The organism is Bacillus sp. UNC41MFS5, from assembly GCF_000686805.1.
Window position 1 is genome coordinate 571,333 of record NZ_KK366018.1, and the last position, 13,598, is coordinate 584,930.

Sequence of the window (13,598 nt, forward strand, 5' to 3'; positions counted from 1 at the left end):
CCTTTATGTTATATAGGCAAAAAATTACGTTACCCTCTCTATAACTTCACCTTATAGTTTAGCGTGTTGATAAAATCTATTTAAATTAAGAGTGTTTTAAAATTAATTCTGTTAATGCTTCTTTTGGTTGGAAGCCGATCACCTTATCTACTTCAACACCGTCTTTGAAAAGAATCAACGTTGGAATGCTCATTACACCAAATGATTTTGTTGTTTCTGGGTTCTCATCCACATTAAGTTTGAGAATCCCAACTTTATCACCAATTTCAAAATCGATTTCCTCCAACACCGGTGCAATCATTTTACAAGGCCCGCACCATGGAGCCCAAAAATCCACTAACACCAATCCCTCTTTCATTTCTGCAGCAAAAGTTTGATCTGTTACGTGTGAAATTGCCATTATTTTTCCTCCATTTTAATTTTTTTATTTTTAAAAAACTTATTTGTTCACTCTGACAAATATATGAAAATTACATTTTTATATCAAAATTCCTCATTCTGTTTCCAGTGATTAGAAATTCAGATTTTTTGATAGGCACTTCATGATTTTTTTTAATAGATACTAATTTCGCCGATAATTCCTTAAACCACTGCTCATCTTTAAATAGTAAAGCCAAATCTATTAAAGCTAAAAGCTCACTTTCATTTCTACCAGTTGTCTCGGGTAGCTTTTCAGCCCGTTTATTTACGATCCAAATCGATTTTCCAATCGCTTTCTCATTGTCACTATCAACCACATTTACTTGTAACATTCCTTTGTGAGTGTCTACGGTTTCAACATACCCATGAATCAGTTCTCCATCTCTGGACATACCCTGTATCCAATCCCCATTTTCAAATTGATAATTGTTGGCCATTTTCATCTACACCCCTTAAATGTTATAAAAAAAGTTACAGTTTAGTTTTTAAAAAAAGTTTATTACCACCATCGCATTATACTGTAATAAAATAATATACAGTAAGTATAAAAGAAAAAACTAAATCATGGACAATGTTTAATTTTTTCTAAAACAGTACTAAGGGTAATATTCTCTAAATATTTTTCAAAATACAATTCAGCATCATTGAAAATCTGATCCATAACCACCTGGGTATTTGACGATATCACACATTTTTGCTCAGGATCACCTGTGCACCAGTTTGGTTTTAGGCTTCCGCGTGAAACGGTCCGATAAATATCTGCCAATGATACCTCTTGAGAATTACAGTCGAGAATATAGCCTCCACCAATACCTTCTTTTGTCCTAACAAATCCATGATTGCGCAAACAGCTCATGATCTTGCGAATCCGTGCCGCATTTGTACAAACATTAGTAGCGATTGACTCACTGCTAGCCATATGATCTGGTAAATATGCTAGATAGACTAAACTATGGACGGCTATCGTAAAATCACTATTCACTTGAATGCTTCCTCCTCAAGAAGATTAATGTAATTTTATTATTTACAGTTTATAATGTCAACAAAAAATAACTCAAAAATAAAAATTCCACTATAGCCCCTATTAATATCCATTACTGGCTTGCTAAAGAACGTCTCCTATTTTACTTTTGCTAATTACCGTGATGAGTATCTACTCTGGTTTTCCAATATCGCTAAACGAATAAGTTTCACTTTTATTTCTTTACTTAATGAAAGCCATTCAGGTTTATGGATTTTCATTTTTCATTCCCCCATTAGAGTATTGTTCGGTTTCAAGAAGTTTTTAAACAACTTATTTTGTAACAATATTCATCTGAGATGCATTTAATTTTTTTACTACTTTTATCATTCCCGTTCACTCGAGCTTTTTAACTTTTTTCGTTTTCCATTTTATTTGAATTTTCTACATTTTTTTCATTTACAACATAGTTTGCAGATTTATAGTTTATCCTTTTTGTTGAATGGGTACTGAATTATTATCCCAATTTTATAGGAGGTAATATCAAATGAACAATGGACAGTACCCAAGCAAATTACCCTCACAAGAACAAAACCAGCAACCGGGAATTGAAAAGGATATGAGGCCACTTCCAGATACGGAAAATACGAACTACAAAGAAAGTAACAAGCTGCAAGGACAGAATGCCATTATTACCGGTGGTGACAGTGGAATTGGGCGTTCTGTATCTATAGCTTACGCGAAGGAAGGCGCAAATGTTGCGATTATATATTTAAACGAAAGCAATGATGCCGAAGAAACCAAACAGCTGGTTGAGGAGGAAGGTGGAAGATGCCTATTAATTGCTGGAGACATCGGGGATGAATCATTCTGCAAAGAAGCTGTACAGCAAACAGTGGATGAACTAGGCGGAATTGATATCCTAGTGAATAATGCGGCTGAACAGCATCCCCAAGAAAGCATTATGGACATAGAAACAGAACAGCTGGAAAAGACATTCCGGACAAATATCCTGTCTATGTTTCATTTAACACGTGCTGCATTGCCTCATCTAAAGCGAGGAAGTGCGATTATTAATACCACGTCTATCACTGCCTATCAGGGACATCCAAAGCTGCTTGATTATTCTTCTACAAAAGGTGCGATTACAACATTTACACGGTCTCTTGCCTCTCAACTGGCCGAAAAAGGTATCAGAGTAAATGGAGTCGCTCCAGGACCTATTTGGACACCACTTATCCCTTCTACTTTTACGGCAGAAGAAGTAAGTCAATTTGGACAGGATACACCGATGAAGCGCCCAGGACAGCCGGAAGAAGTTGCACCTGCATATGTATACCTTGCATCAAATGCAGATTCATCCTATGTTTCTGGACAAATTCTGCACGTAAATGGTGGAAAAGTCGTTAATGGGTAGGTAGATTCCTAACTGGAAGGTATGTATTTGATAGACTAAAGCCCGAGTGCCTTGCCCTCTGAATTAGTGCCTGTCCCCTAGCACACTACAAAGTTAAGCTTGGAGGGCAGGCACTAATTGAAATTTTCTAAAAAATATACCAACATCAACAAATATAAATCAGTTAACATAATAATATTATGTTAATTTATTTTGTGATAAAACTTTAGCCTCACGAAGAGGCAAAACTCTTTCCGTTCAGATAATAAGCGGACTCCAGGAATGTACTGAAAGCGACTTCTACCTCTGGGATTCCGAGTGCTTGAATATGTTTTGTTACAAGGTTGGCAAACTGGTCTTGAATTTCCTGACCGCGTTGGAACCATTTTACTTCAATTAATGGGTATCCAAGCACTTCATTTCCATCAAATACATAAGTTGCTTGGACTATTTCTAAGGTGAAATTGTCCGTTCCACATGCACATAAATCTGCCAATTCTTGTACTAATGAAGTACTAATCGTTTTTACCTGATCAACTGAAACTCCTCTAAGGATTAAATGTGGCATACAAATCGCTCCCGTACCGTGTGATAAATTTTAAAATATATAACAAAATCCATAATGACACTAATTTATCTAAATAGCCAATTCAAACCTGCTAATGGAATATCGATCAATTAGTATGGATGTTTCATTATCCAGAATTAATTCATTCATAAGCGTTCCTATTAGTGGCGATAGGGTTACTGGGCTGCCTATTTACCGAAGGTTAGGAAATAAAGCAGCATATTTAATAACACGTCCATGCAAAGTTAGCAGGGTTTGTGTTTAAAAACTCACAACTAAAAAGTGTCAGGCAGCCATCTAGATTTGATAGTGCCTGACACTTTTTATGTTCAAGTAACATTTACTTCATTTCACAAATTTCCCGACAAAGAAATTAATAGATTTGCCTTTTCTTTCGTAAGTGACTTATCACTTTGAGCAGATAACTCATTAACATACGCTCTAAGTTTACCTTCTGCGGCAGTCTGATTACCTTTCGCTGCTGCTTCTTTTGCTCCATTAAGTTTGGTAGTCAGCGAATGAGCAACCCCCGTCCGCGTTACAAAAGATTCGGTTAATCGGCTTAAACTATCAAAGTCCACAGTTACCGTAAATTGAAATTCTATTTCTGTTGCATTACCTGCATGATCAATAGCTTTGGCTGTGAATTTATTTACTCCTATACTATATTCATATGCCGGCCCTTCTATAGACGGGCATTCGACAGAAGCAATTCCAGCCAAATCATCAGTTGCACTGCAAGTGATAGATATATTTGAATCAACAGTATAACTTTCCTTATTACCAGTTACTGTGATTACAGGAGATGTTGTATCTTCTTCCACAATCATAATCCAGCTGATTTGAGGATCAGGTGAACCAGCTACCCTGCGAACAGTGAGGTCAAGTTTCCCATCCGTTACGTTCACATGTTTATAGCCTTTGACATCGTAAGAACTCGTAAATACATAGCCCTTTGTTTTGGTCTCACCGTTAATTAATATGTCTGCTTTTCTGCTTCCCTTAGTTGAACTGTACCACGGATCGTAGAGTCCGGTATATACAGTGTATTTACCATTTTTTAAGTCAAACTTATAAGAGAGATCATCACCGGAATTACTTAAAAGGTAACGTAATGAAGAAAATAAATCACCACTGTTACTGCCCGACGGTTTTGTACGATCCCCGATATATCCCCATGTTTGTCCATTTGCTGGGTCATACTTTTGATCGATGACATCTTTATTAAGGAGTGTACCTTGCATATAAGACGACCATGTTTCATAATCATTCGTTTTCGCCCCGCCGCCATGAACAAAATATCTTACATGGTCCGGCAAAACTAATATCTTTGTTCTAATCACTTTATTAGCTAATTCAGAGAGAGTCCCTTCAACCACAACAGTTCCAGGCTTCGAGAATGCTTCCACATTGACGTCCCATGTTACTGGCGTGTCCATTTGGATCCCTTCTGAATTGGTCACATTAATCTTTTTCGGTAAATTAGGTACTTGATCAACAGATACTTTGGCTGGCAGCTCCGTATTAACTGTGACTTTCCCCATTCTGTCTAGAGTATCCAGTTTCCATTCGTCAAGCCATTGCAAACTAATTTCATCACCTTGGCCAAATTCGATTGGGAGCCAAATATATCGAGAATCCTTTAAATCGCTTTCCTTCCATCTGTCACCCATAAATATAAATTTTCCTTTTTTAGCATCAATTGTAATAACATTGGTGCTTTGTGAATCAAATGTTGTGGAAGCTTTCTCACCGATTGCAGGATCGCGCATAGGTTTCCATTCTCCGAATATGTCATCAGCAACCGTATATCTTGCTGAATTCGGCGCCCATCCTGTCGCACCTGAAGTTATTAAATAGTACTTTCCATTATATTTGAACATCGCAGGAGCCTCACGCTGTGCACCCGGAAATACTCTTACATAATCCTCACCATAGACAGATTTGTATGCGGTATCGCGTTCTACCTTGCCGTCCTTATGCCAGCCTACAATATCCGTATATGAATCATTCAATTTCGAAATATAAATTGTCATGTTTTCTTCACTTGAATAGATTAAGTAGGCTGTCCCGTCGTCATCCTTGAACAAGTTCATATCACGTGCCATACCAGGCTGGTCTGGCTGTCCATTATATTCCGCACCTTCAGGAACTCGGTCCATACGGTTACTTTCTTGATAGACGAAAGGCCCGGTAGGAGAATCACTTAATGCATAGCCTGCTTCCGCCTTAGCATAATTTGCATTTGACGTAGCAGAAGGACCATCGGTATGCATCCACATCACATATTTCTTTGTTTTCTCATTATAGATTACTTTTGGTCTTTCAATAATCCTGTCTGTACCTATATCATTTTTTATGTCGGCTTTATCTTCTCTGTCTTCATAAAGTTTGGAGATAAGTGGATCTGTTTCAAATTGGTCCATCGATTCAATGGCTGTTAGAGCGAGACCTTCATCTTTCCAGTTATAAAGATCTGTTGATGAATAAACCCTAACACCTCTAGCTGGAAGGTATCCGTTGGTTTTATCTTCACCGTACCAATAATATTTCTTCGTTTCCTCGTCATACATGATACCGCCGCCATGTGCTTGGATTGGAGCACCATATGTATCTGTCCAAACCTGTCCAGGTCGAAAAGAATCGTTTGGAGCGAATACGATAAGTCCTGCTAATGCTGTATCTAAGTTCTTCAAACTTGCCCGTATTTGTGCCTGAACTGTTTTCGTGTTAATATCTAACCCATTTTCATTGATATTTTCAACCAAATTATCTGCCTGTTCAATAGCTTTATTAAGCTCCACTAAACTATATTTAGTGTAAGTTTCTGTTTTTTGCGCTTCTTCTTTTGCAGAGGCTAATTTTGCTTCCAAATCAAAAAGAGGAACCGCTTGGTACTTCTTGACGATAATGTAATTAACAAGTGGATCATTATAGTTTGATAAGCTTCCTGTTGAAGGTCCTTGGATCTTAACTTCTAATTCTCCCTCGTTAACAGTTATTTGTTGATATTCGACCTCTTTTACCGTGGAATAGCTTCCAATATCATAATCGCCATTTGATAGATTTTGGCCCTCACTGATAATATTGACACTTCGCCCACTCCATGGATTTTTGAATCCTAGAGTAAGGTCATAGTCACCATTCGGTAATTCGAATTTATAAACTAATGCCTTATCACGGACTTGCGGACCATTATAATATCGAAGTGATCCTAATTTATCACTGCTGCTAGAACCACTAGTACCACTAGTAGTGGTTACCAATCCCCACTTTTTCCCTGTAACTTCATCTTTACCGTACATCTGCTCCGTTTTACTAGAATATAGACCCATTTTGTCAGTTCCTTCAACGGTGTTAGGTGTACCATCACCTGCATTTACAAAATACAGAATGTCCGAATCCGTATTCACAGTCTCCGCAAAAACAGGACTACTAGTAGAAAACGCGGGTAAAACTATGAGGATCAAAGCCAAAAGAGTTAAAATTATTTTGTTTATCTTTAACAACAGTACCCCTCCTTACAATTCTCAATAAACCTCGATAGACCGATAGTTTCATAGATGTATATTCTAAGAGGACCACAACATTGGAATGTTTTATCCAGTTTTCAATTTCTTAGGACCAACTTTATAGAATAATCACCCCTTTCAAGTTAGAGTTCTTTTATTTATGAAACCCATTTCATGAAATCGGTTTCATTAATGAACAAAAAAAATCAAGCACGCTTTTTAAATATACATAATTTTCAAATAAATGATAAGTAAATAGTACATGCTGATTTTTGATGTGTCAATATCATTTATCCAACTTGGTTTTTTTTAGCGACTTTGGTATAGTACTATCCCTAATTACAAGTTCAGGTTCGATCACGGTTACCTTTTTTACTTTTTCATTATTGATTAGTTTATGCAGGATATTCACCGCGTTTTTTCCAAGTTCTAAGCTCTTTTGTGAGACCGTCGTTAGTTCGGGAATGACTGTACTGGCAAGAATCGTATCATCAAAGCCAACGATAGCCATATCTTCAGGAATTCTTAAACCAGCCTCTACTGCTACTTTGACGGCACCAACGGCCGTTACATCATTTACACAAAATATGGCAGTTGGTCTATTCTCTCTTTTTAAAATTTCAGCCATCATCTTTTTTCCCGCATCCATAGAAAAATCTCCATATAAAACCCATTCATTTGGTACTTTAAATCCATTGGCTTTCATCGTTTTTTTAAACGTTTTGACCTTGTGTGTAGTGGTTGACACATAATCATATCCACCAAAAAACGCTATTTCATTATGACCTAAATCAATTAAATGCTGCGTCAGCATTTCGGCACCTTTGCCCTCATTTATGATTACTCGGTGTAAGGAGCTATCAGGAAGATTTCCATTGACCAGTACGATTGGAATTTTTTTGGCGATATCTTCCACTTCTTTTGCCAGTTCTTGTGAGCAATGGGACAGGTTGATTCGTCCACCCATAAAAATAATACCATCAACTTGTTTTTCTCTAAGAATAGTTAGACTTTGAGATTCTAATTCAGGTTGTCCAGAAGTGTTACATAAGAAAAATGTGTATCCTTTACTATTCGCCTCATTTTCCACCCCCCAAAAAACTTCGGGGAAAAAGGGGTTGGTAATATCAGGGAGAATAACACCAATCATTTTTGTTTCCTTTTTTGTAAGGCTTCGGGCTAACGCATTGGGCTGAAATTGGTATTTATTAATCAGAGCCATGATTTTTTCTCGTGTACTTTCTTTAACAGGTGCTGTCCCATTCAAAACGCGAGAAACCGTCGATACCGATACTTCCGCCTCTTTTGCAATATCATATACTGTTACATTATGTTTCAATCACAATCACCTATCTGACCTTAATTGATTTTATGGGCATTAAACTTATTTTCATCATACTGGAAATTCTTATAGGAAAAAAGGATTTTTATCATTAGATTTTCCTGATAAATAAAAAATCAGGAACTTTCCACTTCCACTACAAATGTCCCTATTTGGATTTGCTCCAATTGCAACTTTTAACACTCAATCAAAATTAAGTCTGAGCAAACGTGCAAACCAACGGATATATAAATGGTATACTATTAAATACTAAGACTATTATGGCTTTAATAAAGCTATCTTTATATGTTTGAACTAATGCTTTGTGTAAGCAAACTCATAATAGCTAATAAACAATCATCCAGACAAATAAGTAAAGAAAACGAAGTAAGCTCTCCATTTTAATTGGGGAGCTTATTAATATTGGATATTTATTTTTGGCTGTCTGTAGAGTAAGTTTTGAAGGTTAGGTGCAGTGTTTGATTTTGGATTTTACGCCGCGCTAAACTACTTATCTCTCTACCCATTGGTCTAGGATACTTTGAAAAACACCCTTTTTCGAATAAAGCTCAATCTCCATGCGGGTATCCAAACGCAATACTGTCTGGAACAGGGTCCTTGAGCCATCCGGTTTAATGGCCTCAACCCTCACCCTTTGGAACGGACTGAGCGGCTCGTTCAAACCTATAATGGAATACGTCTCTAGACCATTCAGATTCATCGATTCATAATTTTCTCCAGGCATGAATTGAAGCGGCACAATCCCCATCATAGCCAAGTTACTGCGGTGAATTCGTTCAAAACTTTCCGCGATGACTACTTTGACGCCAAGTAGGTAGGTACCCTTAGCGGCCCAATCCCTTGCACTTCCCATTCCATAGTCTTTGCCGGCTAAAATGATCAAAGGCGTATTTTCCTCTTGGTAGATCATGGATGCGGAATAGACATCCATTTCTTCCCCGCTCGGTACATAGAGGGTTGAACCTCCTGTTTTTTCTAGTAATTTATTCTTTAGCCTTGGATGGGCAAAAGTCCCCCTGACAAGTACCTCATGATTTCCTCGGCGCGAACCGTAAGAATTGAAGTTGGCGGGTTCGACTTCTTGCTCAACAAGGTATTGTCCGGCAGTACTCTCATAAGGAATGTGGCCGACCGGAGAAATATGGTCTGTTGTAACGGAATCACCGAGCATTAACAGGACTCTCGCTTGGTGAATATCTCCTGGCTGGTATTCTTTTATCTCCGCTTTGAAGAAAGGGGATGCTTTAAAGTAGGTGGACTGGTCATCCCACCTAAAAATCGGATGATCATCATATTCTAGACCCTGCCATTTCTCGTCCCCTACAAATACATTTTCATAGGCTTCTCGATATAAATCGGATGAAATTGTAGAATCCACTAGGCTGGCAATTTCCCCGGAACTCGGCCAAATATCCTTCAAATAAACCTCTTTTCCCAATGCAGATCTGCCCAATGGTTCTCTCGCCAAATCAATATCCATGGTGCCTGCGATAGCAAAGGCGATAACTAAAGGAGGAGAGACCAAATAGTTTGCTTTTACTAAGGCGTGAATGCGTCCTTCAAAATTACGGTTTCCACTTAATACAGCAGCAACCGTCAAACCCTGCTCCTGAATCGCATTTTCTACTTCTTCAGCCAGTTTGCCACTGTTGCCAACGCATACTGCACATCCGTAACCAGTATGATAAAATCCCAGCTTTTCCAAATATGGAAGTAATCCTGCTTTTTGCAAATATGCCGTAACCGCCTTTGATCCAGGTGCCAAAGAAGTCTGAATGGTATTAGGTACGGTTAAGCCGTACTCCACCGCCTTCTTTGCCAAAAGCCCTGCCCCTATCATATTGAAGGGGTTTGATGTATTCGTACAGCTTGTTATGGCAGCAATCACGATAGAGCCATCCTTCAATTGCGTCCTCCGGGTATTCATCCCGTTAGACCTACGTGAAAGGGACTTGGGAAACGATTGTCTTACCGCAGAAATCGGCATTCTGTCTTGCGGTCGACTTGGACCCGAAACACTTGCTTCCACCGTCTGTATATCAAACCTTATGAAATCAGAATAAGCTTTCCCATTTCCACTGGAATCGGGTATATGAAATAATCCTTGTTCTTTACAATATCGCTCCACAAGATCTACTTCCTCATCTTGTTTGCCCGTCATACGTAAAAATTTTAACGTCTCTTCATCAACCGGAAAGAAGCCGCAAGTTGCCCCATATTCTGGCGCCATATTGGAAATGGTCGCCCGATCGGGGAGGGAGAGCCTCTTCAAGCTGGGACCAAAAAATTCGACAAATTTACCCACGACATTGTGCTTTCTTAGGAGCTCCGTTATCGTTAAGGCAATATCTGTCGCCGTAACTCCCTCGTTCAGCTGCCCAGTAATTTCTACCCCTACCACATCAGGTACTGACATACTAACTGGGATACCTAGCATGGCTGCCTCCGCTTCGATTCCTCCAACCCCCCACCCCAGCACTCCTAACGCATTCACCATTGTGGTATGGGAATCCGTACCTATTACCATTTCAGGATAAGCGATGCTCTCATCATTTTGATTCGTTAATTGTACGACTTTGGTCAAGCATTCCAAATTAACTTGATGGATGATGCCATTAGCCGGGGGGATAACGCGAAAGTCTTCGAAGGATTGCTGCGCCCATTTTAAAAACCTGTATCTTTCCTGATTTCGTTCATATTCTATATGAAGATTGTTTGAAAAAGCAGATGCCGATCCATAGTAATCAACTTGAACCGAATGATCGATAACCAAATCAACGGGAATGACGGGATTAACGTGACTTGGATCGATTCCTTCCTCCATCAGTCGTTGACGAAGCGACACCAAGTCGACTAAAGCCGGAACACCCGATGCATCTTGCATAATAACTCGTGTGGGCACAAGCGGAATTTCAACCGATTCATCGGAGCTTCTTGAAGCCACTCGGATCAAATCCAGTTCTGTAAGCCCGAGTCTGCTTTGATTTCGCATGAGCGATTCAAGCAGAATCATCGTCGTATATGGCAAGTCATCCACATTCACAATACCACTTTGTCCCAACGACTGCAGACTGTTAATGGTAATCGATCCATTGGCAGTACTTAACATTTGCTGATACACTCGTAATCCCCCATTTCTCCCTAACTATAACTTCACTTTTTGCTGAGCCTTTGGACTTGCAGATAAGTCCGAACATTTGCCTGCTTTCAAAACAAAGCTGTCTACATATTGCGGAAGACTCTGCTGAATATCCTTTGCCGCCTCCAGTACGCTATTTAATGAAACACCGGTATGAATTCCCATTTCCTCAAATCCGTGAATCAAATCCTCAGAAGCTATATTGCCGCTCGCTCCGGGTGCATAAGGACAGCCTCCCAATCCGCCAGTGGAGCTGTCAAAATGAACAATGCCTTCCTCCCATCCGGCCACGGCATTGGCAAATGCCATGCCTCTTGTATTATGAAGATGAAGGGAAAAAGTGAAGTCCGGAAATCTCCTTATTAATTCACGAACATTGTTTTTAATTCGCAATGGATTTGCCATACCCGTTGTATCCGCAAGTGAAACTTCCTTAATTCCTAAGGTACGATACCAATCACATATCATCACAAGACGTTCAACTGGAATTTCACCTTCATAGGGGCATCCAAACGCAACAGAGATCGACCCCGATACCTTCATGCCGTTTTTTTCTGCTAGATCAACTAGCGGTTCAAACTTCTGAAAAGCCTCTAGCGTCTTGCAGTTTGCATTGCTTATGCTATGGGAATCGGAAGCAGACAGCATCAGCTTCACCTTGTCTACGCCAGCTTCAATGGCTCTTTCCAAACCGCGGGTATTTGGAACCAGCGCCCTCAGCTTCACATGTTCCGAGCGTTTGATTCTTTTCAACACTTCATCCGCATCTTTCAATTGCGGAATCGCTTTGGGATGAACAAAAGAAGTAACCTCAATCTGTTTGTGGCTGCAATCAATCAGTTGATTAATAATTCTGACTTTTTCTTCCGTTGGAATCCATTCACTGACGCTTTGAAACCCGTCCCTTGGACAAACCTCAGTAATTATAATCTCTCTATTACTCGCCAAGTTCGAACACTCCTTTATATCACTTTTTTCTCTTTTAAACTAGCAATGGTTCCTTCGTCCAACTCCAAGAGTTTTGTTAGAATTTCATCATTATGCTCGCCTAAATCCGGAGCAATTTGCCTGATGGAACCCGGTGTTTCAGAAAATTTTGGAACAACGCCTGGGATCTTGACTTTACCCAGACGCGGATGGTCGACTTCAACAATATTTTCTCTCGCCTGATACTGAGGATTTTCAAAAATATCCTTGATGCTGTAGATTTGACTCATCGGTACGCCGCATTCGTCTAGGAGATGCTGCAGTTCATCCTTTGTTTTCGATTTCACCCAATCGGAGACAATCCCATTGACTTCATCAAATCGCGTCAAACGGACCGAGTTGGTATGATAGCGTTCATCCGTCAGCATATCTTCCCGTTTCATGGCTTTTGCCAAACGCTCAAAGGTCTTGTCGGAGCTCGTAACCAAAATCACCCACTGTCCATCCTTGGTCAGAAAATTCCCTGCAGGTGCTGAATGACCACTCAATCCCGGTGATCTCTCTTTAATGGTTCCAGTCTGATCATAGTCCGTCACCAAAAATTCCATCATTCTGAACATCGATTCATATAAGCTGACATCTACATATTGACCTGACCCTTGCTCCTGACAATCCCTGTGATACAAGGCTGTAACCGCAGCAAAAGCAACATAAATCCCCGTAACATAATCAGTTAAGGAAAAAGAAGGGCTGATCGGCGGGCGATCAGGGTATCCATGCAAATACGTAAAACCACTGAAGGCTGTGGCTGGTGTGCCGAAACCTGCTTTGTGTGAATAAGGGCCGGTCTGTCCATAACCTGTTACCCTGATCATAACTAAATCAGGATTGATTTTTCTCAGATCCTCATAGCCAATCCCCCATTTTTCCAATGTTCCGGTTCTGAAGTTTTCAATGACCATATCAGATTTGCTAACCAGTTTTCTTAGTATTTCCTTGCCCTCTTCCTGGTGCAAATCCAACGTAATTGATTTCTTATTACGAGCCATACCAGGCCATCTTAATCCTTCTCCTTTATAATAGGGTCCTAGATTACGCAGTGGGTCACCGACATCGGGCATTTCTATTTTAATGACTTCTGCACCAAAATCACCAAGAAGTGTAGCACCATAGGGAGCCGCAATAACGGTTGACAAATCGAGAATACGGATACCCTCTAAGGGACCTTTCGATTTATTGAATTTCATGTATGATCACGCCCTTGAATTTATATAAAATCAAATGATTTCTCTTCAAAAAAGGTATACGTAAAGGCTATATCCAAATGCATAAA

General features: G+C 39.6%; 10 protein-coding genes. 1 reads left to right on the forward strand and 9 read right to left on the reverse strand.

What is annotated here, in order from left to right; all coding sequences use genetic code 11:
* Positions 1-85: 85 nt before the first annotated feature.
* From trxA to BR30_RS0126405, 3 genes are all read right to left on the reverse strand, one after another.
* On the reverse strand, positions 86-400 hold the full coding sequence (gene trxA, locus BR30_RS0126395; RefSeq protein ID WP_026567646.1) for a thioredoxin: 315 nt from the start codon (positions 398-400) through the stop codon (positions 86-88).
* A gap of 70 nt (positions 401-470) precedes the next feature.
* Positions 471-857 carry an IDEAL domain-containing protein gene (locus BR30_RS0126400; protein WP_231507815.1) on the reverse strand — a complete coding sequence of 129 codons (387 nt, stop codon included), beginning with the start codon at positions 855-857 and terminating at the stop codon, positions 471-473.
* Positions 858-982: 125 nt separating this feature from the next.
* Positions 983-1,402 carry an RrF2 family transcriptional regulator gene (locus BR30_RS0126405; protein ID WP_026567648.1) on the reverse strand — a complete coding sequence of 140 codons (420 nt, stop codon included), beginning with the start codon at positions 1,400-1,402 and terminating at the stop codon, positions 983-985.
* A gap of 526 nt (positions 1,403-1,928) precedes the next feature.
* On the opposite strand from BR30_RS0126405, the gene BR30_RS0126410 reads away from it, so the two are divergent.
* The gene (locus tag BR30_RS0126410; protein ID WP_026567649.1) at positions 1,929-2,798 is read left to right on the forward strand and encodes an SDR family oxidoreductase; all 870 of its coding nucleotides are present in this window, start codon (positions 1,929-1,931) and stop codon (positions 2,796-2,798) included.
* A 211-nt stretch (positions 2,799-3,009) separates the two neighbouring features.
* Here the strand turns inward: BR30_RS0126410 and BR30_RS0126415 are convergent, their stop codons facing one another.
* From BR30_RS0126415 to BR30_RS0126440, 6 genes are all read right to left on the reverse strand, one after another.
* Positions 3,010-3,345 (reverse strand): DUF1904 family protein, encoded by a 336-nt coding sequence (locus BR30_RS0126415; RefSeq protein ID WP_026567650.1) that lies wholly within the window; start codon positions 3,343-3,345, stop codon positions 3,010-3,012.
* Positions 3,346-3,695: 350 nt separating this feature from the next.
* Positions 3,696-6,854, reverse strand: a complete 3,159-nt coding sequence (locus BR30_RS35445) for a family 43 glycosylhydrolase (RefSeq protein WP_051633789.1) — start codon at positions 6,852-6,854, stop codon at positions 3,696-3,698.
* Positions 6,855-7,143: 289 nt separating this feature from the next.
* Complete coding sequence (locus tag BR30_RS0126425) at positions 7,144-8,196, reverse strand: LacI family DNA-binding transcriptional regulator (RefSeq protein WP_026567651.1); 1,053 nt, start codon at positions 8,194-8,196, stop codon at positions 7,144-7,146.
* Positions 8,197-8,689: 493 nt separating this feature from the next.
* Positions 8,690-11,320, reverse strand: coding sequence for an aconitate hydratase AcnA (gene acnA, locus BR30_RS0126430; protein WP_026567652.1), 2,631 nt, complete (start codon positions 11,318-11,320; stop codon positions 8,690-8,692).
* A gap of 24 nt (positions 11,321-11,344) precedes the next feature.
* The gene (locus tag BR30_RS0126435; RefSeq protein WP_026567653.1) at positions 11,345-12,286 is read right to left on the reverse strand and encodes a hydroxymethylglutaryl-CoA lyase; all 942 of its coding nucleotides are present in this window, start codon (positions 12,284-12,286) and stop codon (positions 11,345-11,347) included.
* Between the two features lie 14 nt (positions 12,287-12,300).
* Positions 12,301-13,512 carry a CaiB/BaiF CoA transferase family protein gene (locus BR30_RS0126440; protein WP_026567654.1) on the reverse strand — a complete coding sequence of 404 codons (1,212 nt, stop codon included), beginning with the start codon at positions 13,510-13,512 and terminating at the stop codon, positions 12,301-12,303.
* Positions 13,513-13,598: the final 86 nt, after the last annotated feature.